The following is a 20,783-nucleotide window of genomic DNA, read 5'->3' as shown; positions in this document are numbered from 1 at the left end:
TGCAGACGTGGGGCCTGGCATCGGCTCACTGGGCCGCCGTGAGAAGGGCACGAGTCTTCGGGAGCGGGGCCCCAGGACGAGGCCGCTGGCGCACAATCTCCCCTTCTCCATCGAGCTGCGGCTCAATGTCTCGCTCCCGCAGCCACGCCACCGCCCGGCGTGTGCTGAGTCCAGTCAGGTCGGGCATCGCGGCCGGCCGCCCCGACGGAAGCGTGTCCGCCGACGGGGTGGCACTCGTCGGTGCCACGGTCGAGGCGGGCGACGAGTCCGGCGTCATGCGGTCCACCACCGCGGGGAACGTGCCCGCCCACCGGCGCGCCACCCGCCGAAATACCGGCGCGGCCACCTCACCGCCGTGGGGGCCTCCCTGGGGCGACCCCAGCACCACAAGCAGCGCCACCTCCGGCGCGTCGGCAGGGAAAAACCCAGCAAAGGAGGCGCGGGTCTCGTCCGCAGAATACTCCCCGTCCGCGAGCCGGAGGGCCGTGCCCGTCTTCCCCGCCACGCGGAGGCCGTCGATCTGGGCGTTGGTGCCCGTCCCGTCCTCGACGGCGCGCTCAAAGGCGGAGCGGAGCGTATCGGCTGTCTCTTCCCGAAAGGCCCGCCGGATGGTCTCCGGCTCGTTCTCCCAAAGGGTCTTCCCCGTTACGTCCCGCCGCTCGGCGACGACATAGGGGCGCTTGATGAGGCCACCGTTCGCCAGCGCGCTGTAGGCCGTGATTAGTTGCAGCGGCGTGATCGATACCTCGTAGCCGATGGCCATCGAGGTCTGAGTCGTGGCGCTCCACTGAGGCGGCCGCTTCAACACGCCCCCCACCTCCCCGGGAAGGTCGATCCACGTGGGCTGACTGAAACCCATGTTGCGGGCGTATTGATAGTAGGTGCCTGGGTCGAGCTCCTTCACCGTCTTGGCCATGCCTACATTGCTCGACTTCGCAATGACGTCGGCAAACGAGATCGTCCCGTGCGCCTGCACGTCCTTCATCGTGTAGCCGTGGAAGACGGCCCAGCCGTCGCCGGTCTCTACCGAGTCGTCGAGGGACACGAGGTCCTGCTCGATGGCCGAAACGGCCCCGACGAGCTTGAAGGTGGAGCCCGGCTCGAACCGATCGGTGAGGGCCCGATTGCGCCGCGCCCCGCTGGGGGCTCGGCCGGGACGATTGGGATTGTAGGTCGGCACATTGGCCATGCCGAGGATGGCGCCGGTGCTCGGGTCCATCGCCACGGCCGTTCCCCACTCGGCCCCGCTCTCCCGCACGCCACGGCGAAGCTCATTTTCGAGCGCCGCCTGACGCGTCAGGTCAATCGTGAGCACGAGGTCGTCGCCCCGCTCCGGCTGCACCACCTTCCCCCCCACATGCGCCTCGATGCGTCCGCTCCGGTCCCGTCGCACGATGCGGCGCCCGGGCGTGCCGGTCAGCGTGTCGTCGTACGCCAGCTCCAGCCCGGCGAGGCCGTTCCCGTCGCTCCCCACGTGTCCGGTCACGTGGGCCGCCGTCGACCCGTAGTTGTAGCGCCGGCCGAACTCCGGCGTGAGAATCACGCCCGGCACGTCCCACCCCCGAATGGTTTCGTACTGGCGGGGCGTGAGCTCTTCCCGTAGCTTCACGTACTGCGGACTGTGCCGGTCGCGCACCTGCCGCCGGTACTGCGACGCCGACGCGTCGGTTAGGCCGGCCAGCTTGTCAAAGAACGTCCTCGCCTGCTTCTGAAACCCGTCCACCGTGGGGTCCACGGCCAGGTCGTACCGGGCCGTGTTGGTTGCGAGGCCCCGCCCGTCCCGGTCCAGAATGGCACCGCGCATGGCCGGAATCGTCACCGATGAGCGGGCCTGCGCCCGCACCTGATCGCGGAGCGCGTCCGTTTCGGTCACCACAATCTGGCCCATCTGCACCGCGACGGCCAGCGGGGCGAGGCCCAGCAGCGTCAGCGCCACGTACATCCGGGCCAGAATCTGGTCTTTGGGCTTCATGGGCATTTGCGGTTGGGGTGGAAAAGAACGCAGGCGCGTCAGGGCGCCTCCGTGTGCCGTTCGGTATTATTCGACGGGTTCGACAGTAATGGGCGGTCCGTACGTGACGCTCCCCTGTAGTCCAAGTTCGCGGGCACGCTCGTAGATGACCGACGGGCCGACGCGGCGTCCGAATTCGCCCTGGAGGCGGTTGTGCTTGAGGTGCAGGCGCTGGTTTTCGGTCCGGGCTTTCTGAAGCTGGTTGTACAGATCGGTCGTGGCGTGCACGTGCCCTACGTAAAGGGTAAACACCGCCGCGACCGCAAGGATGAGGAGCGAAAATCGAAGGGTCGACACGTTTTCCAGGAATGCCCCCTCGGGCGTGTTGCGGCGGCGATTCTGAGAGGGCTCGAGGTCGGTCCACCCCGGAAGCGCCGTGCCGTGCCGCACCCAGCCGTCGGACGCGGCGCCGGAGACCGCACTCGACGCGGCGGAGTCGCTCGGGGCCCCGTCCCCACGGCCGTGCCGCAGGGGGGACCCAGTAGAAGATCGTCCTGTACGTGCGGAGCCGTTTCGTCTGCTCATGGTGCTGTGTCGGATCGAATGTTGCGAATGCGAGTTCGCCTCACGAGAGCGGCGGGACCGGAGACCCGGCCTCATCGTCGTCCCGTCGCTCGGCCACCCGGAGGTGCGCGCTCCGTGCTCGGGGGTTGGCCTCCACCTCCGAATCATCGGCCTCGATGGGACCGCGGGGCGTCTCGGCCCAGGGCGCCACGAGGGTGCCATACAGGTCGCGGCGCGGCTTGCCCTCAAAGTTGCCGTAGCGGAGATATCGCTTCACCCGCCGGTCCTCCAGCGAGTGATAGCTGATTGCCGCGATGCGCCCCCCCGTGCGGACCACCTCCGTGGCCTGCTCCAGCACAGTCTCCAACTCGTCGAGCTCGGCGTTCACCGCGATGCGGAGCGCCTGGAAGACGCGGGTTAGGGTCTTGACCGTGTCGGGGGGCGGCACGCAGCCCTCCACGACCTCCGCCAGGGCCCGCGTCGTGCTGAGCGGGCGGGCGTCGCAGAGGGCCCGGGCAATTTGTCTCGCCCGCGATTCTTCCCCGTACTCGCGGAGTACATCGCGCAGGTCACGCTCGCCCCAGTCGTTCACGATTTGCTGCGCGGTGAGACCACGCTGCGGATCCATCCGCATGTCGAGCGGGCCCTCCTCCCGGAAGCTGAAGCCCCGCTCGGGGGCGTCGATCTGATGGGACGAGACACCGAGGTCCAGCAGCAGCCCATCGATGGGAATGAGGTCCTCGGCCGCCAGCACATCCCGCAGATTTCCAAAGGTGCCATGCACTGCCTGGAAGCGCTCCCCGTCGCGTTCGTCGGCGAGGCGGTCACGGGCCGTGCCCAACGCCTCCGGGTCCCGGTCGATGCCGAGGACAAATCCGTCGGGGCCGAGCACGTCGAGCAGGGCGCGGGTGTGCCCTCCCCCACCGAGGGTCGCGTCTACGTAGCAACCGGACGCGTCGGTGACGAGTCGGGCCTGTACGTCGTGTGAAAGAACAGGTGCGTGAAAGTCAGTCGCGTACCGGCGAGGGTTCCCCGCCGGAGCAGAATCGTTCTGAGAATCGTCGTCTGACATCGGTTCGTGGCCGGGTCCCTGCGGGAAGTCGTCTCTACCTCATAACGCTCTCGGCAAGCGTTTCGTAGTCGTTGGTCTGCTCGTTGAGGTACCCGTCGAACTGCCCCGGGTCCCAGATCTCAATGTGGTCGAACGCCCCCAGAATGAGGGCCGAATCGTCGAGCCCGGCAAAATCGATCAGCGAGTTCGGGATGCTGATGCGCCCCTGTCCGTCGAGGGATACCTCGTTGGCCCATCGCATGATGAGGCGCACGAAATTTCGAACCTCTCGGTCGTACATGTTCAGCTCGTCGATCTCCTCCTCAATATCAGCCCATTCGTCCATCGGGTAGAGGAAAATGCAGTCTTCGAACCCCCGCGTAACGGTAAACGTCTCATTCGCGGCGGGCGACAAGGACTTCCGCATCTTGGCCGGGATGGCGACCCGGCCCTTGCTATCGACGGAATATTCAGCCTGTCCTTTGAACGCCATGACTGGAAACGCCCCACGAGTGGCCCGGCGGAACGGCAAATGAGAACAGAGAAGCGGAAGACATCTTGGGACGGTTCCCCACATTTCCCCACGCGCCCCACAATGTACGCGGTTCCGGGCCAATGTCAAGGCTCAGCGGCGCCAAAAGGCGATTATCGCCCCCGTTTTCCCTCGACTGAGCCGCCCGCACATGTGGAAATGCGGACCAACTCCGTCGTCTCGACGACGTAATGAAAACATTTTCACCCACTAAAGAAAATATTTTCACCTCTTTTTTCTTGCCCCGCCGGGGCGGGCGCACATATGTTTGCAGTCCCTCGCGATGACATTCCTGCACGCCCCGCACGCTCTCCGCCCGTCCCCCCAGCTCTTCTCGCTCTCATGAGCAAGGCCCCCCTTACCCAACGCCAGAATCAGGCGTACGACTTTATCGAGCAGTACCTCGACCGCCACCGGAAGCCCCCCACCCTTCAGGAGATTGGGGACGCCCTGGACATCGCGTCGACGAATGGCGTCTACAAGCTTCTCCAGAAGCTTGAGGAGAAGGGCTGGATCGAGCGCGAGAAGCACAAGGCCCGGAGCATCCAGCTTGCGGAGCAGGAGCAGGACCCGCTCGGGCGGGGCGGAGGCCCTCCGAACCTTCCCATCGTGAGCCGCACGCCCAGCGACCACCCGGAGCGGCTCCGGGAGCGGCCCGCCGGCACCCTGTCCGTCGATTACCAACTCCTGCGCAATGCCCGAACGCCCGACGACTGTCTTCTTGGGCGGGCCGGCGACGATGGAATGACCGAGACGGGCGTCCAGAAGGGGGACCTCTTGCTAGTTGAAGAGATGGAGTGGGACGACCTGGACAACAGGACCCTGGTGGCCGTTCTCCTCCAAGACCAGTTGCTGGCGCGCGAGTTCGAGTTCGCCAACCGAAAGATTCACCTTCGTCCCACCGCCCCCCACTACGCCGAAGAAACGTTCTCACCGACGGATTCCGACTACTACGTCATCGGCCGCGTGCTGGGCCTCATCCGTACACTGTAGTTCTCGTTGCAGGGCCATCCATCCCGGCCGTGGAGGACCTTCTCGATGCGGGCCTCATCTGTGTCCCGCGCGGCGGGGCAGACGACGTTCGGCCCTTCGTGCCCGAGAGACGACGCACGTGCTGGTTGGCAGTTTGATGTGCCGATCGGGGCCCCCGCTCGTTTCGTTCAAACCACAGCGGTGTGGTTCGCTTTTCGGGGGGCCCTTGTGTCCCTCTGCCCTCCGTCCGCACACACCTGGCGACTACATGTCGACCGACGCGAGGGGGACCGCCTTGCGCTCGGGCGGCTGGGGTGCGGTGACGAGGTCCTCCTCGTGGGCGTAGGACGTGCAGGCCCGCACGAACGATTGAAACAGCGGGTGCGGATCCCCCACGGTGGTCCGGTACTCCGGATGGAACTGCACCCCCAGGAACCAGCGCTTGTCGGGCAGCTCCATAATCTCGACCAGGTCCGTATTGGGGTTCACGCCGCTGAAGCGCATGCCCTCCTCCAGCAGCTTGTAGCGGAGAACGTTGTTCACCTCGTACCGGTGGCGGTGCCGCTCCTGCACCATCTCGTCTTCGTAGATCTCGCGGGCGCGCGAGTCCTTCTGAATGCGGCAGTCGTACTGTCCGAGGCGCATAGTGCCCCCCTTGTCGGAGATCTCCTTCTGCTCCTCCATGAGATTGATGACCGGGTAGGCGGTCTCCTCATCGAACTCGGTGGAGTGGGCCCCGTCCCATCCGCATACGTGCCGCGCAAACTCGACGATGGCGCACTGCAGCCCCAGGCAGATGCCGAAGAAGGGAACGTCGTGCTCGCGGGCGTACTGGGCTGCCAGAATCTTGCCCTCTACACCCCGGTCCCCAAAGCCGGGGGCCACGAGAATGCCCGCCACGTCCCCGAGCTGCGACTCCACATTGCCCGGCGACAGGTCCTCCGAGGGCACGTACTTGACCTCCACCTGGACCTCGTCGGGCACGCCGGCGAGGATGAAGCTTTCGGTGATGGACTTGTAGGCGTCCTGGTGCTCCACGTACTTCCCCACGAGGGCGATGGGAATCGTTTCCTCCGGATTCTTCAGGCGCTTCAAGAACCCAATCCAGTCGCCGAGGTCGGGCGTGTCGCTACACCCCTCATCGTCGTCGCCCCTCTCGGGGTAGAAGCGATCGACGACGAGCTCCCCCATGCCCTCGTCGCGGAGCAGGAGCGGCACCTCGTAGATCGACTCTGCGTCGAGCATCTGGATGACGGCCTCCTCCTCGACGTTGCAGAAGAGGGAGATCTTGCGCCGCACCTCCGTGGTGATGGACCGCTCCGACCGGCAGACGATGGTGTCCGGCTGGAGGCCGTGGGCGAGGAGCTCCTTCACGGAGTGCTGCGTCGGCTTCGTCTTCAGCTCGCCCGCGGCGCGCAGGTGGGGGATGAGCGTAAGGTGGGCAATCATCGTGTTGCGCGGGCCCAACTCATTGCGCAACTGGCGGATGGCTTCTAGGTAGGGCTGCCCCTCAATGTCGCCCACCGTCCCCCCGATCTCGGTGATGACAACGTCATAGTCGCCCGTCTCGCCGAGCTTCAACATCCAGTGCTTGATCTCGTCGATGATGTGGGGCACCACCTGTACGGTTTTGCCCAGGTACGCCCCCTCCCGCTCTTTGCTAATCACCTCCATGTAGACCCGCCCGGTGGTAACGTTGTTGGCCTGGCTGGTGGGCTGGTCGAGGAAGCGCTCGTAGTGCCCAAGGTCGAGGTCGGTCTCAGCCCCATCGTTGGTCACGTAGACCTCGCCGTGCTCGTACGGGTTCATCGTCCCCGGGTCAACGTTGATGTACGGGTCGAACTTCTGAATCGTCACGTCGAGCCCGCGGTCGGAAAGCAGTCGCCCCAGGGAGGCGCTGAAGATGCCCTTGCCGAGAGAAGAGGTGACGCCACCGGTGACGAAGATGTACTTGGTCTGCACGGCACGAAAGAGGATTGGAGGGGGGAAAGACGACTGGGACTTCGATCTACGGGAACTACTTTTAAGATAGGGGGCCCCGCAGGGCTTTATCAATTCGCCCCCTTGGCCTCGGGCACACACCGTACAATCATGACCTAGTTTTCTTCGTTTGGGACCAGGGCCTGGTGGTCGAGGGGGGAGACCATATACAGGGACATTCCGGTGGGATCGATTCGAAACCCCGTGTCCCACCGGCCCTGCGCATCCGCCAGGACGTGACATTCCCCTAGGCCCGTCTCGTCTCTCGGCACGTGACCGGTTTCACCGCGCACCGTTCTTGCCTGTGGGCCACGGATGAGTCCCAACGGAAGCCGCCTCGCCACGAAGCGCCCGCAGAGGGGTCCGTATCCAGCCCCCATTCCGCCGTCAGGCATTCGCTTGGCGACGAGTGTGGCGCCCCTTCGCGTTGACTGCTCCGGGCATCATCCCGGTGAGGGCAAACGCAAACGGTCCCCACTGCTTCACGCCGACGCGTCCATCGAACTCACGGTCGTATCGCTCACGCCTCCTCCGACACGTAATACTCCAGCATGTCCTTCCCGGTGACGATGCCCAGGAGGTCGCCCTCCTCCACCACCGGCAGCGACGACACCCGGTTGTCGAGCAACGTCTGGGACGCCTCCTCGATTGGCGTGCCGGGCGCGACCGTGATGGGGTCTCCCTGCATGATTTCCGACGCCGGCCGGCTGAGCGTCTTCACGTCGCGATGCTTCTCACTGTAGGTGTCGAGAAAGGGACTGATCGCCTTCAGAACGTCCCGGTCCGAGATCACACCACAGAGCGCTTCGTTCTCGACGACGAGCATGTGGTTGAATCCGCCTTCCTGAAGGCGCTTTCGGATGTCGATGAGGGCCGCGTCCGGAGCGACCGTGACGACGTCGCGGCTCATGATGCGGTCTATGGTCATGGTCAAGCGGGGGTCGGGGTCAGGAGAACGTGATCGGACGGCCGTTCGATCGGCGTGCGGGTGGAGGAGTCGCCCGTCTCATGACAGAAGAACAGGAGAGGCGTGTGAGGGTGCGGGATGACACTGGGCCCTCCACAGCGCTTTGTGTACCGCCGTCCGCAACCGGCCAATCGTGCCGGTGTTCGCCGGAGGCGGGGCGTGCAAATTCAGTGTTTACAAAGGAGATATGAACACTATGTGAGGCTACGGCCCGCCCAGTCCCCCGTTCCGCTACTTGGACTCTGGCGGGCGGCGGGCGACCATGAAAAGCCCCGTTCCGCGTGCATTGTCGCGGGTCACGTCGGTGGCGTTGAGCAGCAGGCCCACGGGCAGTGCCGCGGCGTAGTAGAACGGAAGCGCGAGGAGCGACGCCCAGGTGGCCCCCAGCATCTGCATGGGCCACTTGATGAGCCCCCGCCATGCCGCGGAGCCGTACGGCCCGTAGGTGTAGAGGCCCCGCACCGGCTCCAGCCCCGCCGCCCGGAGTTTGTCCGCGAGCTCGGCCCGTCCGTAGCCTTCCCGCACATGCTCCCCGATGAAGCTCTCGTCGGCCTCGTCCTGCACGTCCGAGCCGCCCCGGTCCGACGGCGTGTTGATGATGACGTGCCCCCCCGGCCGCAGCACGCGCTCGAAGTGCTCGAATACCGTCTCGTCCTCGGGAATATGCTCCATCACGTCGACCGCCAGGATCAGGTCGAACGGCCCCTCCGACTGCAGGTCCGTCAGATCGTCAATCGCCCAGTCCACCTGATCGGCCTGCGGGGTCTGATCGACAAATGTGCGGGCCCGCTCCAGGTACTCGTGCTTCACGTCGACGGCTCGCACCTGAGCAGCCGGGAACGTACGGGCCACAAAATAGGCGTACTGCCCGAACCCTGTGCCGGCGTCGAGCACCCGCACCGGGCGGTCGCCCGCCTGGGCGCCGAGGAGCCGCCGCACCTCCCGCCGCACGTACCACGCCCGAAGAAAAAGCAGGTTGAGGAGCCCGAAGAGCAGTCGCTGCAGCACGGGGTGGCGGCTCGCAAGGTCACCGAGCCGGTCCTTGATTGGGTCGTACTTCATGGGGGCGGTGGGGCGCGCCTGAACGGAGGGGAGCGCGGCTGATCACAGGAGAACGAACACGACGAGGATGTGAGACTACAGTCTGTACCCTGAAGCATCAACTCTGTTCGTCCCTGCGCTCGTCGACTCTCCCATAGTCGCCCCCATGACGCACGTGGAAGCCGGTGTCACGATCGAACTGACAACGGGCGACATCGCGGAGCAGTCCGACATGGAGGCCGTCGTCAGCGCGGCGAACGCACAGCTGCGGACGGGCAGGGGCGTGGCCGGCGCCCTCCAGGCGATCTTCGACGCGGCCCCTGATCTCGCATCGGTTGCCCACGTCCGATTCGTCCTCTTCGACGAAGACGCCCTTTCGGTCCACGAGCAGATCCTGGCCGCCGTCCAGGACGAGACCGACTCATAACACGGGTTCCATTCTCACCATCGCCCATGCCTTCTCCCATCACCTGGACCGAGACCGTCCCGGTCCGCTCTTCCGACCTCACCCCACACGGCACCGCGTCGATGCCCGCCCTGTGCGTGTACCTACAGGAGGCGGCGGGCCATCACGCCGACGCCCTGGGTGTGTCGATGCGGGACCTACGCGAGAAGGAGCAGGCCTGGGTGCTCTCGCACATGTACCTCCACCTTGACCGGCTGCCGCAGGAAAACGAGACGGTAGCCGTCGAGACGTGGCCGTCGGGGCTGGACGGCCTCCACGCCACACGCGAGTTCGTTCTTTCCGTCGACGACACCGAGATGGGGCGGGCCACGAGCCGCTGGTTCGTCATCGACACCGAGCGGCGACGCCCCGTACGCCCACCCCGCCTGCTTTACGACCTGGACATGCCCGACCGCCCGCGCCCGCTCCGCCAGGCATTCGATGACCTGCCCACCCCGGACCGTACCGACCACGAAACGACCTGGACGGCCCGGTACCACGACCTCGACCTGAACCGCCACGTCAACAGCGTCCGCTATCTGGAGTGGGCCCTGGGCACCCTCCCCGACGCGCTGCTCGACGCCCACCGGTGCACGGGCCTCGCCCTGCAATTTCGGGCCGAGGCCACGGCCGGCACGCCCGTCCACACCACTGCCCAGGTTGACACGGCCGACGACGGCCCAGCGGCCCGCCATGCGCTTCACCACGCCGAGACCGACGACCTCCTGGCGGCGGCCCGGACCACATGGGCGCCCCGCGACTGACGCGCCGCCCTATCCCTGAAACAGACTGCGCAGGACGAACCAGACATTCTCCTTCTTCTCGCGGAGGCGACGGGTGAAGTACGGAAACCACTCGGTGCCGTAGGGCACATACACGAGCATGTTGTATCCCTCCTGGGCCATCTCGCGCTGCGTGGTGCGGCGCAGGCCGTAGAGCATCTGAAACTCAAAGTCGTCCCGGTCGATGTCGCGACGGTCGACGAACGACTTGGTCGCCTCGATGAGCTGATCGTCGTGGGTGGCGATGCCGGAGTAGTCGGTGTGCTGCAAGAGCCGCTCCGTGTAGTCGAGGTAGCGCTCCCGGATCTGGCTCATGTCCTGGTAGGCGGCCGCCGAGGGCTCGGCGTAGGCCCCCTTGCAGAGGCGCACGCTCACGCCGAGCTCGCACATGCGGTCGATGTCGCGGTCCGTCCGCTTCAGCATGGCCTGCAGGACCGGTCCCACGTGGTTGGGGAAATCGGGATAGACGGCTTCAAAGAGGTCGAGTGTCGACTGGGTGAGATCGCTGCCCTCCATGTCCAGCCGCACGAACAGGTCGTGCTCGGCGGCCACCTCCAAAAGCTGCCGCAGGTTCTCCTCGCAAAAGTCCTCGTCGATGAGTTGGCCCATCATCGAGAGCTTGATCGAGATGCGGTTGCGCTGCCCATGGTCGCCCCGCTCGGCCATCGTGCGGACGAGGTCGATGTAGGCGTCTCGGGCCGCGATCGCCTCGCTCCGGTCCTGAACGTGCTCGCCGAGCTTATCGAGGGCCACGTGGAGCCCGTCCTGATTGAGATTGTCCACGACCGGGAGGGAGCTCTCGAGCGTCTCGCCCGCCACGAAGCGGCTCGCGAGGAAGAAGGGCAGTTTCATACAGCATAGAGCAACGATTTGGAATGGAAGCGCTATCATCCTCAACACCCCGAAATCAAAGAAGTTGGAGGGACGACGTAAAGTGGCCCGCAATTTCCCAACTGCTTCTTTCGATGTCTTCCTCTACGGAAACCGACGCCTGGGTGGTCGGCGCGGACGGCTTTCGGGACGGCTGGGTCGTCGTCCTCCACCGCCCCCGCACCGGCACGACGCGGTGCCGCACCGTCGACGGCGCCGATGCCTTGTTCGACCTGCCCGAGGCCCCGGCCGTGCTTGGTATCGACATGGTAATTGGCCTGCCCGACCGGGCCGTTCCCGGCGGGCGCACGTGCGATCAGGCCGCCCGACAATTGCTGGGCCACCCGCGGGGTGCCAGTGTCTTCTCGCCCCCGGCGCATGCCGCCCTCGGGGCCGAGACCTACGACGAGGCCCAGCGCCGCAATCACGCCAGCGGCCCCGACGCCCCGGGCCTTACGAAGCAGGCGTTTTACCTCCTCCCCAAGATGCGGGCCCTGGCCGACCGCATGACGCCTGCCCTACAGGACCGCGTCCGTGAGGTGCACCCCGAGCTCGCCTTCTACGCGATGAACGGGGATGCGCCCGTCGAGGACAGCAAACACACCGAGGCGGGGCGGGCGGCCCGCACGACGCTCCTCGCCGCCCGCGGGTTTCCGGAGGTGGAGACGGTCGCCGCGCACCTGTCGGGCGGCCCGGTCGGCGCCGACGACGTGCTCGACGCCCACGCCGCGTGTTGGACAGCCCGCCGCATCCACGAGGGCACGGCCGAGCGGTGTCCGTCTCAGGATGCCTCCGCGCCGCGCAACGACCGCGGCCTGCGGATGGAGATCTGGCGGTAGCCCCGCGTGGGGACCGGGCGGAGAGACGGCCGTATTACACCCCCGCAAAAGATGCAGCGCGGCCGAAACGAGGGGCTACACCGGGGCGTTTTCAGCTTGTTGCTTTCTACCACAACTCGTCTCACACATGTCCAAGCTCGCTGATTTACGCCAGGAGTACGCCCGGGCCGAGCTCTCACGCGACCACGTGACCGACGACCCGATCGAGCAGTTTCGGGCCTGGTTCGACGAGGCCGAAGACGCGGAGCTGGAGGAGCCGAATGCCATGACGCTCGCCACCGCCGCCACGGATGGCACACCCTCCGCCCGCATCGTGCTGCTAAAGGGCCTCGACGACCGCGGCTTCCACTTCTACACGAACTACGAGAGCCGCAAGGGCACCGACCTGAGTCAAAACCCGCACGCGGCACTCGTCTTCCTGTGGAAGCCGCTCGAACGGCAGGTGCGCATCGAGGGCACCGTCGAGCGCCTGCCCGCCGAAGAGTCGACCGAGTACTTTCATCGCCGTCCCCGCGGGGCCCAGATGGGAGCTTGGGCCTCCCCCCAAAGCCGTGTGGTGGACAGCCGGACCGAAATCGAAGAGAACCTGGCTACCGTAGAGGCCGAATACGGAGAAGAGGACGAGATCCCCCGGCCCTCCCATTGGGGGGGTTACGTGGTACGCCCCACAGAGATCGAGTTCTGGCAGGGCCGTCCGAATCGCCTCCACGACCGCCTCCGCTACCGCCGCCCCGCCCCGGCGGACGACTGGACCCTCGAACGCCTTGCGCCCTGATCGAAGGGAAGAAGTAGTTTCAGACTGCGTCCTAACCGAAGAGAAGCAGTCTCGGGGTGCGCGGCGACCGACGGGCACAATCAGATCGCACGTTTCACCGGATGTCGCTGCGTTCCCACGCCGACCGGACTCTCTGTGTGGGGACAGCGGTGCGGGCTACGCCAGCAAGAAGTAGAGGATGATAAGCAGGACCGCAGCGGCCCCGAGCACACCCGCCACGCCGCCCGTCGACATCGTGAGGTCTGCCGAGCCGGTCGCCTCGTCGGGCTCGGCCTGTCCCTCCACCGGCTGCGGCAACAGGTCGGCGACATCAAGCGCCTCGTAGGCGTCCTGGGCCGCTCCGCTCATGCCCACCAGCTTCACCCCGTGTGGGCGCTGCATTTGCGGGTGCATGCCGCCGGCGTCGTCGGCCTGCACGAATGCCTCGATGTCCGACTCCCGCAGGTACTCCTTGGCCACCTCCGCGTCGCGGCGGGTCGAGTAGATGGCAAACACAGTTGTCTTTTCGGTGGAGCGGTCGCGGGGCACGGCATCCGAAGAGGCTGATGAACGAGGACTGCTGCGGCGTCGGACCGGCTTGAGTCCTATGTTATGATTAACCGTTTCTTTGCAAAACGTCAACTCCACCGACGAAAAACCCCGACGGCCCGCTCGCCTCGGGACGCGGCCCCTTTCCCCTACTGTGTTTCTCCGCCGAACTTCTTACGTTGAGTCTGTCCCGGCGGGGCGACGCACGCTCGATTTGGTTCAGACGCACTCACTCCGATGACGGTCTACTTCAACGGCAGCTACATGGACAGGGCGGACGTGTCCGTCTCCCCCAACGATCGGGGGTTCGTGTTCGGGGATGGGGTCTACGAGGTGGCCCGGGCCGAGGACGGCGCCCTCTTTCGGCTGGACGCCCACCGGCGGCGCCTCGCCCGCAGCCTGGAAGCGATCCGGATCACCGACATCGACACCGACGTCCTTTGGGAGCGCGTCCACGGGCTGCTGCCCCGAAACGGTCTTGACGAGGGTCCCGCAAAGGTGTACCTGCAGATCACGCGGGGGGCCGCGCCGCGACAGCACGCTTTTCCCGATGCCTCGACGGAGCCGACCGTCTACGCCCGCGCCGCGGCCCACGAGCCGCCGCTTGAGAAGTGGCGCGACGGCGTCAAGGTCATCCTGCGGCCCGACCAGCGCTGGGACCGCTGCGACATCAAGTCCCTCAACTACCTCCCCAACGTGCTCGCCAACCAGGCCGCCCAGGAGGCCGGGGCCTACGAGGCGCTCCTGGTCCGCGACGGGTTCGTGACGGAGGGCTCCCACTCCAGCGTGGGGGCCGTGTTCGACGGGACGGTCGCGGTCCACCCGTTCACCAACCGCACCCTGCCCGGGATCACGCGAGAGGTCGTGCTGGAGCTCTGCGAGGACCTCGGCATGCCCGTCGAGAAATTTCCGGTGGCCGTCGACGACCTGCCCGACGCCGATGAGCTCTTTCTGATGGGCACCACGACGGGCGTCATGTCCATCGTGCAGGTGGACGACTGGACGGTGGGCGACGGCACGCCCGGGCCGGTGGCGCAGGAGCTGCTGGCGGCGTTTCGGGCGCTGGAGGCGGGGTGACTCCGTCCTTTGACCACCTTGAGCGCATCGTGGAGATCTGGGTGGCGGACTAAAACCGGCGCTGCACGGACCGCCTGGCTGCACTGTTTGAAGCGCGCGCCGAATTCGTGACCGTAATCGGCCCGCGACGGCACGGCCGTGAGGCGATCCGACCGATTGGACTTGCTTCTCCTCCGCCCGCATTCCCAGGCTCCTCTTCTTACCCGATCACCCGCAGGTTCGCGTATTTGAGCTTCAGCTTCTTGTTTCCCACGTCCGCGCCGAAGAACACGACCGCGGTGGCCTTCTCACCTTCACCCTCGACGGACTGCACCTTGCCCTGCCCAAACTTCTGGTGCTCCACCCGGACGCCGGGCACGATGTTGCCCTGGCCCTCGTCGTAGACCACGCGCCGCCCACCGCCCCCGTCGGTCGACTCGATGCGCCGGAGGCCATCCGATGAGCCGCCCGAGTTGCGGTCGCCGCTCAGGTCCTGGCGGTAGTAGTGCGGGTCCATCTCGTCGTACTCCTGATCGCCGCCGGACCCGTTGCCCGCGGAGAAGCGGTCCGTCTCCTGCTCCAGCTCACCGCCCGCCTCGGTGCGCACCACGTCGGAGTCGACCTCCTCCAGGAAGCGGCTGCGCGTGTTGGAGGTCTGCTCGCCGTAGCGGTAGCGGCTGCGCGCCCAGCTGAGATAGAGACGCTCCTCCGCCCGCGTGACGCCGACGTAGAAGAGGCGCCGCTCCTCCTCCAGCTCCGCCTTCTCCTGGGTCGCCTGCTCCAGCGGGAAGAGGCTCTCCTCCAGGCCCGCGACGAACACGACCGGGAATTCGGTCCCCTTCGCGGCGTGGAGCGTCATCAGCGTCACCTTGTCGTCGCCCTCCTCGGCCTCGTCCTGACCGGTCATGAGGGCCACCTCCTGCAGGAACGTGCTGATGGTGGCGTCCTCGGTAGACTCGACGTACTCGGCCAGCGCGCTGATCAGCTCCTGCACGTTCTCCCAGCGCTGCAGGTTTTCGCGGGTGTGCTCCTTGCGCAGCTCGCTGAGGAGGCCGGCGTCCTGGATCAGGTCGCGCGCCAGTTCGTCGGCCGGCACGCTGCCGGTGCCCGCCTTCGAGGCGTAGCGGGCGATGAGGCGCCGAAACGTGCCGACCGCCCGCTCGGCCCGCGTGCCCAGCGTCTCGATCTCCTCCACCCGCTCGACGGCCTGCCACAGCGAGAGGCCCTGCTGCTGGGCGTAGCGCTGAAGGCGCTCCTGCGTCTTGTCGCCGATGCCACGCGTGGGGTAGTTGATGATGCGCTGCAGGCTGGCCGTGTCGTTCGGGTTCACCAGCAGCTTTAAGTAGGCGAGCACGTCCTTGATCTCCTTCCGCTCGTAGAAGGACGTGCCCCCGATCACGCGGTACGGCACATTCTCCTTGCGCAGCGCCTCCTCAATGGCGCGGCTCTGCGCGTTGGTGCGGTAGAGGACCGCAAAGTCGCCGTACTCCATCCCGTCGCGTAGGTGCAGGTCCCGGACGCGGCGCTCAATCTTCTGCGCCTCGTCCTTCTCGCTGAGCGCCTCCATGAGCGCCACGTACTCCCCCTTCGCGTTGTCCGTCCACAGGCTCTTCTCAATCTGGTCGTCGTTCTCCTCGATGATCGAGTCGGCCAGGCGGATGATGTTCTCGGTGGAGCGGTAGTTGCGCTCCAGCCGGATCGTGGTGGCGTCCGGGTAGTCGTTGTCGAAGTTGAGGATGTTGGTGATGTCGGCCCCGCGGAAGGCGTAGATGCTCTGCGCGTCGTCGCCCACCACGCAGAGGTTGCTGTGGCCCCCGGACAGCTTGCGGGCGAGGACGTACTGCGCCTGGTTCGTGTCCTGATACTCATCGATGTGGACGTACTGCCAGCGGTTCTGGTACTTCTCCAGGACGTCTTCGTGCTGCTCGAACAGATCGATCGGCTTGAGCAGCAGGTCGTCGAAGTCGAGCGCGTTGGCCTGCTTGAGGGCGCGCTCGTAGGCGGGATAAACCTCCGCGACGATCTCCTGCTGGTCGCCCCGCGCCAGGTCCGCGTACTTCTGCGGGTCGATCATTTCGTTCTTGGCGCTGGAGATCATGCGCTGCACCGACCGCGGCTTCACCACGTCGGTGTCGAGGTTGCGCCCCTTCATCTGCTGTCGGATGAGGCGCTTCGAGTCGGAGGTGTCGTAGATCGAAAAGTCCTCCGAGTAGCCGATCTTGTCCCCCTCTATCCGCAGCAGCCGGGCGAACGAGGAGTGGAAGGTGCCCACCCACATCCCACGGGCGTCGTCGCCCACGAGGGACTCCACACGCTCCTGCATCTCGTTCGCCGCCTTGTTGGTAAAGGTGAGGGCCAGGATGTCGCGCGGCTGCGCCTTGCCCGCGGCCAGCAGGTAGGCGATGCGGTGGGTCAGTGCGCGGGTCTTGCCGGAGCCCGGCCCGGCAATGATCATGACCGGCCCCTCGGTGGTCGTCACGGCCTCGCGCTGCTTGTCGTTGAGGCCGTCGAGGATGCGCTGCTCGGCCTCCGGGTCGGGGTCGACCTGGGTCGAGGACGAGGATCGGCGAATCGGAATGCGGCGCATGCGGCGGAGCGGGGATCGGTGTGAGATGGATACAACGACACACTTCTGTACGCCCGGGGCGCGGTGGCGTTCGGGCGCCGGGTCCGTGTCGGGCCGGCCGTTGTGTCCGGCCCTAACCATGCTTTAACGTTTTCGTCATTCAAATTCGCCCACAGAGGGATTACGTTACGTAGCACTGATGCTTTTCTCATCAACCCCTCCCCGTCATGCGTCTCCGTCCTCGCCTGCTCACCAGCGTCTTGGTTGCGGCGCTCGTCCCCATGCTGTGGGGCACGGCCCTCGCCCAGCAGTCCCCCGACCAGGTGCCCGAGCACAACCTTGAATCGTTCGAGCCGGTCGACTTTCCCGATCCGAACCGGTACCGGGACGCCGACGGCAGCCCTGGCCGCGCGTACTGGCAGAACGCCGCCGACTACCAGATCGACGTGGCGCTCGACACGGCCAGCAACCGGGTAACCGGGACCGAGACGATCACCTACACCAACAACGCCCCGGAGGCCCTGGAGCGGCTCTGGGTGCAGCTGGAGCAGAACTACTTCAAGACGGGCAGCCGCGGCAACGCCGCCGTGCCCGCCGACGCCCGCTTCGGAGGCTTCTTTGAGGAGGCCGGGTACGACCTCTCGAACCTCCAGATCCAGCACGGCGGCGAGACCACGACGCCCGACACGCTCGTCGACGGGACCCGGATGCGCGTGTCGCTCGACACCCCGCTCGCGTCCGGCGACAGCCTCCAGCTCTCGTTTGACTTCGCCTACACGCTTCCGGAGGACGGCGCCGACCGCCACGGCCGGATGCAAATGGAGGACGGCACCGTCTACCAGTTCGCCCAGTGGTACCCGCGGATGTACGTCTACGACGACGTCAACGGCTGGAACCCGCTTCCCTACCTGGGCCAGGGCGAGTACTACCTGGAGTACGGCACCTTCAACGTCAACATCACCGTGCCGCGCAACATGATCGTGGGCGGCACCGGGCGCCTCCAAAACCCCGACGAGGTGCTCACAGAGACGCAGCGCGAGCGGCTGGCCGAGGCGCGCCAGAGCCGTGAGCCGGTCATGATCATCGACAGCACGGAGGTGGGCGCCCCCAACACCCGCCCCGAGGGGGAGGGCCGCCTGACCTGGCGGTACGAGGCCGACCGGGTGCGCGACTTTGCGTGGGCGGCCTCCAGTGCCTTCATCTGGGACGCGGCGCAGGCCAACGCCGGGGACCGCACGGTGCTTGCCCAGTCGCTCTACCCGAAAGAGGGGCTCGGCACCGACCAGAACCCCGGCTGGGAGCGGTCGACCGCGTACACGCAGCACTCCGTCGAGTTTTACTCCGACTTCGTGGCGCCCTACCCCTACCCCAACGCGATCAACGTGGCCGGGCGGGTGCAGGGCATGGAGTACCCACAGATCGTGTTCTGCGACGTCAATTCGCGCGGCCGTTCCCTCTTCCAGGTCACCGACCACGAGTTCGGCCACGCCTGGTTTCCGATGGTCGTAGGGTCCGACGAGCGCCGCTGGGTCTGGATGGACGAGGGCCTCAACACCTTTATGAACCAGTACTCGGCGCTCGACTTCTACGGCCAGGGCCGGGTGCCGCCGGCGAAGGTGATGGGCGGCCTCTCGAAGTACGTGACGAAGCAGATGGACTCGCCCTTCGGGGATCAGCCGATCATGACGTACGCCGACCGCATTCGAGACGACGCCCTCGGGTTTCTCGCCTACCTGAAGCCGGGCTACGGCCTCATGGTGCTGCGCGAGCACGTGCTGGGGCCCGAGCGCTTCGACTCGGCCTTCAAGGAATACTTCGACCGTTGGGCCTACAAGCACCCGAAGCCCGCCGACTTTTTCCGCACCATGGAGGACGTGAGCGGCGAGGACCTGGACTGGTTCTGGCGCAGCTGGTACTACGAGACGGACGCACTGGACCAGGCCGTCGACTCGGTCGCCCCCGGCGACACGACGATGGTGACGGTCTCGCAGAACGAGGAGCTGATGCTGCCGGTGACGGTGCAGCTCACCTACGAGGACGGCTCTACGGAGCAGCGGCGGGTCCCCGCCGAGGCCTTTTTCACGCAGGACACCAACACCCTTCGCGTGACCGACGGCCCTCTGCAGCGCATCGCCCTCGACCCGAATCAGATTCTGCCGGACATGAACCGGGGCAACAACATTTGGACGCCGTCGGACGCCACAGAGTCGTCCACGGGGTCCTCTTCGGACTCGGGTCGCTAGAAGAATGACGCTCCGTTTCGGCAGTCTTCCTCAAGGGCACCGGGCTTGCGCCGGGTGCCCTTGATTTTTTGGCGCGGCGAGTACGCAGGCGGGGGCGACTTGTGTTCGCGTCCATGGTGGTTATCTTACGCCCGGTTCGGAGGGAGGGCTCTGCCGTACTCCCCTCGTCTTACAGTCATACGCGCCTCCATGTCGTTTCCCGTCGCCCTGCTTCGCGGCCTCATCGGCCTGACCGTCTTCATCGGCATCGCCGTGCTGTTCTCCACCAACCGCAAGGCCATCAACTGGCGGCTCGTGGGCATGGGCATCGGGCTGCAGCTCGTCTTCGCCCTCCTCGTGCTGAAGACCGGTCCGGGGGAGGCCCTGTTCGACACCCTCGCCACCTTCTTCGACACGCTGCTGTCGTTCACGTACGAGGGATCGGAGTTTATTTTTGGCGACCTGGGCAACCCGGACGAGGGCAACAACTTTGCCTTCCAGGTGCTGCCGACGATCATCTTTTTCGCCTCGCTGATGGGGGTGCTCTACCACCTGCGCATCGTGCAGCCGCTCGTGAACGGCATGGGATGGATCATGCAAAAAACCCTGCGCATCTCCGGGGCCGAGTCGCTGGGCGCGGCGGCAAACGTCTTCATCGGGCAGACCGAGGCGCCCCTGGCCGTGAAGCCCTACGTGGAGGACATGACGCGCAGTGAGATCATGACGCTCATGACGGGCGGCATGGCCACCATTGCGGGTGGGGTGCTGGCCGCCTACATCGGGTTCCTGGGCGGGGACTCGCCCGAGTCGCGGCAGCTTTTCGCGAAGCATCTCCTGTCGGCGTCGGTGATGAGCGCGCCCGCGGCGATCGTGATGGCGAAAATTTTGGTGCCGGAGACCGAAACCCCTGAGACCAGCGGCGGGGCCGAAGTGCAGGACACGGAGGAGGCGGACAACGTCATCGAGGCCGCCGCCAACGGCGCATCCGACGGCCTGCGCCTCGCCCTCAACGTGGGCGCCATGCTGCTCGCCTTTCTGGCCCTCATCGGCACCATCAACGCCGGGTTCGAGTGGGCGGGGGCGCCGGTGGTGTACGGCGTTGAGCTCTACAACGTGAATGAGCTCGTGGCGCAGGCGTCCGGCGGCCGCTTCGACGCGCTCTCGTTGGAGGCGGTGTTCGGGTTCCTCTTCGCCCCGCTGGCGTGGGCGATGGGCGTGGGGACGGCCGACATCCTGCAGTTCGGCACCCTGCTCGGCGAGAAGGTGGCCGTGAACGAGTTCGTGGCCTACGCCTCGCTGCGCGACCTCCAGGGGGCCATCAGCGAGCGGTCCACGATTATCGGCACGTACGCCCTGTGCGGATTTGCCAACTTCTCGTCCATCGCAATTCAGATCGGCGGCATTGGGAGCATCGCGCCCTCGCGCAAGAGCGAGATCGCGGCACTCGGCCTGCGGGCCGTGCTCGGGGGCGCGCTCGCCTCGTGGCTCACCGCCACGGTCGCCGGTGTCCTCGTGGCCTAGTAGGCTGGGAGAGGGCCTGTCTTCCGGCCGTGCGTCCCTAAACACACTCGGCCCCTCCACGCGAAGCAGAGTGGCCGAGCATAGAGGTCGGTGCCGGGCGGGCCGCGGGTCGGAAACCGAT

General features: G+C 66.3%; 17 protein-coding genes and 1 pseudogene. 8 read left to right on the top strand and 10 right to left on the bottom strand.

The window, feature by feature from the left end:
• Positions 1-25: 25 nt before the first annotated feature.
• The 4 genes from OJB03_RS02425 to mraZ form a co-directional block, all read right to left on the bottom strand.
• Positions 26-1,972 (bottom strand): penicillin-binding transpeptidase domain-containing protein, encoded by a 1,947-nt coding sequence (locus OJB03_RS02425; protein ID WP_263784904.1) that lies wholly within the window; start codon positions 1,970-1,972, stop codon positions 26-28.
• A gap of 66 nt (positions 1,973-2,038) precedes the next feature.
• A complete protein-coding gene (locus tag OJB03_RS02420; RefSeq protein WP_263784902.1) occupies positions 2,039-2,536 on the bottom strand; it encodes an FtsB/FtsL family cell division protein in 498 nt (165 codons plus the stop codon).
• Between the two features lie 40 nt (positions 2,537-2,576).
• A complete protein-coding gene (rsmH, locus tag OJB03_RS02415; protein ID WP_263784900.1) occupies positions 2,577-3,587 on the bottom strand; it encodes a 16S rRNA (cytosine(1402)-N(4))-methyltransferase RsmH in 1,011 nt (336 codons plus the stop codon).
• Between the two features lie 34 nt (positions 3,588-3,621).
• Positions 3,622-4,059, bottom strand: coding sequence for a division/cell wall cluster transcriptional repressor MraZ (gene mraZ, locus OJB03_RS02410; protein ID WP_263784898.1), 438 nt, complete (start codon positions 4,057-4,059; stop codon positions 3,622-3,624).
• A gap of 381 nt (positions 4,060-4,440) precedes the next feature.
• Here mraZ and OJB03_RS02405 point away from each other — a divergent pair, with 381 nt between their 5' ends.
• The gene (locus OJB03_RS02405) at positions 4,441-5,091 is read left to right on the top strand and encodes a LexA family protein (protein ID WP_263784896.1); all 651 of its coding nucleotides are present in this window, start codon (positions 4,441-4,443) and stop codon (positions 5,089-5,091) included.
• 243 nt (positions 5,092-5,334) lie between these two features.
• On the opposite strand, the gene OJB03_RS02400 is transcribed toward OJB03_RS02405, so the two are convergent.
• The 3 genes from OJB03_RS02400 to OJB03_RS02390 form a co-directional block, all read right to left on the bottom strand.
• Positions 5,335-7,032, bottom strand: coding sequence for a CTP synthase (locus OJB03_RS02400; protein ID WP_263784894.1), 1,698 nt, complete (start codon positions 7,030-7,032; stop codon positions 5,335-5,337).
• Between the two features lie 538 nt (positions 7,033-7,570).
• On the bottom strand, positions 7,571-7,978 hold the full coding sequence (locus OJB03_RS02395; RefSeq protein WP_263784892.1) for a CBS domain-containing protein: 408 nt from the start codon (positions 7,976-7,978) through the stop codon (positions 7,571-7,573).
• 270 nt (positions 7,979-8,248) lie between these two features.
• On the bottom strand, positions 8,249-9,079 hold the full coding sequence (locus OJB03_RS02390) for a class I SAM-dependent methyltransferase (RefSeq protein WP_263784890.1): 831 nt from the start codon (positions 9,077-9,079) through the stop codon (positions 8,249-8,251).
• A 145-nt stretch (positions 9,080-9,224) separates the two neighbouring features.
• Here OJB03_RS02390 and OJB03_RS15710 point away from each other — a divergent pair.
• Positions 9,225-9,356 (top strand): annotated as a pseudogene (locus tag OJB03_RS15710) (RNase III inhibitor); the annotation flags it as partial.
• A 155-nt stretch (positions 9,357-9,511) separates the two neighbouring features.
• On the top strand, positions 9,512-10,267 hold the full coding sequence (locus tag OJB03_RS02380; RefSeq protein WP_263784885.1) for an acyl-[acyl-carrier-protein] thioesterase: 756 nt from the start codon (positions 9,512-9,514) through the stop codon (positions 10,265-10,267).
• A gap of 9 nt (positions 10,268-10,276) precedes the next feature.
• On the opposite strand, the gene OJB03_RS02375 is transcribed toward OJB03_RS02380, so the two are convergent.
• The gene (locus OJB03_RS02375; protein ID WP_263784883.1) at positions 10,277-11,137 is read right to left on the bottom strand and encodes a proline dehydrogenase family protein; all 861 of its coding nucleotides are present in this window, start codon (positions 11,135-11,137) and stop codon (positions 10,277-10,279) included.
• A gap of 113 nt (positions 11,138-11,250) precedes the next feature.
• On the opposite strand from OJB03_RS02375, the gene OJB03_RS02370 reads away from it, so the two are divergent.
• Positions 11,251-11,994: a DUF429 domain-containing protein gene (locus tag OJB03_RS02370; RefSeq protein WP_263784881.1), complete on the top strand. Its 744-nt coding sequence runs from the start codon at positions 11,251-11,253 to the stop codon at positions 11,992-11,994.
• Positions 11,995-12,121: 127 nt separating this feature from the next.
• A complete protein-coding gene (gene pdxH, locus OJB03_RS02365; RefSeq protein WP_263784880.1) occupies positions 12,122-12,769 on the top strand; it encodes a pyridoxamine 5'-phosphate oxidase in 648 nt (215 codons plus the stop codon).
• 156 nt (positions 12,770-12,925) lie between these two features.
• On the opposite strand, the gene OJB03_RS02360 is transcribed toward pdxH, so the two are convergent.
• Entirely contained in the window at positions 12,926-13,297 is a 372-nt protein-coding gene (locus tag OJB03_RS02360) for a hypothetical protein (protein ID WP_263784879.1), read from the bottom strand.
• 237 nt (positions 13,298-13,534) lie between these two features.
• Between OJB03_RS02360 and OJB03_RS02355 the strand changes: the two genes are divergently transcribed.
• Positions 13,535-14,374, top strand: a complete 840-nt coding sequence (locus tag OJB03_RS02355) for an aminotransferase class IV (RefSeq protein WP_263784878.1) — start codon at positions 13,535-13,537, stop codon at positions 14,372-14,374.
• A 199-nt stretch (positions 14,375-14,573) separates the two neighbouring features.
• On the opposite strand, the gene OJB03_RS02350 is transcribed toward OJB03_RS02355, so the two are convergent.
• The gene (locus OJB03_RS02350) at positions 14,574-16,940 is read right to left on the bottom strand and encodes an ATP-dependent helicase (protein WP_263784876.1); all 2,367 of its coding nucleotides are present in this window, start codon (positions 16,938-16,940) and stop codon (positions 14,574-14,576) included.
• Positions 16,941-17,146: 206 nt separating this feature from the next.
• On the opposite strand from OJB03_RS02350, the gene OJB03_RS02345 reads away from it, so the two are divergent.
• Both OJB03_RS02345 and OJB03_RS02340 read left to right on the top strand, forming a co-directional pair.
• The gene (locus OJB03_RS02345; RefSeq protein ID WP_263784874.1) at positions 17,147-19,162 is read left to right on the top strand and encodes a M1 family metallopeptidase; all 2,016 of its coding nucleotides are present in this window, start codon (positions 17,147-17,149) and stop codon (positions 19,160-19,162) included.
• A gap of 189 nt (positions 19,163-19,351) precedes the next feature.
• Complete coding sequence (locus tag OJB03_RS02340; RefSeq protein WP_263784872.1) at positions 19,352-20,662, top strand: NupC/NupG family nucleoside CNT transporter; 1,311 nt, start codon at positions 19,352-19,354, stop codon at positions 20,660-20,662.
• The last annotated feature ends 121 nt before the right edge of the window (positions 20,663-20,783 follow it).

It is taken from the genome of Salinibacter grassmerensis, from assembly GCF_947077765.1.
Taxonomy (GTDB): domain Bacteria; phylum Bacteroidota; class Rhodothermia; order Rhodothermales; family Salinibacteraceae; genus Salinibacter; species Salinibacter grassmerensis.
This window is presented reverse-complemented; position numbering and strand designations above follow the sequence as displayed.

Bases quoted from the DNA above. Each gene is read 5' to 3' on its own strand.
- OJB03_RS02405 (WP_263784896.1), top strand. From the start codon at position 4,441: ATGAGCAAGGCCCCCCTTACCCAACGCCAGAATCAGGCGTACGACTTT.
- OJB03_RS02355 (WP_263784878.1), top strand. From the start codon at position 13,535: ATGACGGTCTACTTCAACGGCAGCTACATGGACAGGGCGGACGTGTCC.
- OJB03_RS02380 (WP_263784885.1), top strand. From the start codon at position 9,512: ATGCCTTCTCCCATCACCTGGACCGAGACCGTCCCGGTCCGCTCTTCC.
- OJB03_RS02370 (WP_263784881.1), top strand. From the start codon at position 11,251: ATGTCTTCCTCTACGGAAACCGACGCCTGGGTGGTCGGCGCGGACGGC.
- rsmH (WP_263784900.1), bottom strand. From the start codon at position 3,587: ATGTCAGACGACGATTCTCAGAACGATTCTGCTCCGGCGGGGAACCCT.
- OJB03_RS02375 (WP_263784883.1), bottom strand. From the start codon at position 11,137: ATGAAACTGCCCTTCTTCCTCGCGAGCCGCTTCGTGGCGGGCGAGACG.
- mraZ (WP_263784898.1), bottom strand. From the start codon at position 4,059: ATGGCGTTCAAAGGACAGGCTGAATATTCCGTCGATAGCAAGGGCCGG.
- OJB03_RS02420 (WP_263784902.1), bottom strand. From the start codon at position 2,536: ATGAGCAGACGAAACGGCTCCGCACGTACAGGACGATCTTCTACTGGG.
- pdxH (WP_263784880.1), top strand. From the start codon at position 12,122: ATGTCCAAGCTCGCTGATTTACGCCAGGAGTACGCCCGGGCCGAGCTC.
- OJB03_RS02425 (WP_263784904.1), bottom strand. From the start codon at position 1,972: ATGAAGCCCAAAGACCAGATTCTGGCCCGGATGTACGTGGCGCTGACG.
- OJB03_RS02340 (WP_263784872.1), top strand. From the start codon at position 19,352: ATGTCGTTTCCCGTCGCCCTGCTTCGCGGCCTCATCGGCCTGACCGTC.
- OJB03_RS02345 (WP_263784874.1), top strand. From the start codon at position 17,147: ATGCGTCTCCGTCCTCGCCTGCTCACCAGCGTCTTGGTTGCGGCGCTC.
- OJB03_RS02390 (WP_263784890.1), bottom strand. From the start codon at position 9,079: ATGAAGTACGACCCAATCAAGGACCGGCTCGGTGACCTTGCGAGCCGC.
- OJB03_RS02395 (WP_263784892.1), bottom strand. From the start codon at position 7,978: ATGACCATAGACCGCATCATGAGCCGCGACGTCGTCACGGTCGCTCCG.
- OJB03_RS02350 (WP_263784876.1), bottom strand. From the start codon at position 16,940: ATGCGCCGCATTCCGATTCGCCGATCCTCGTCCTCGACCCAGGTCGAC.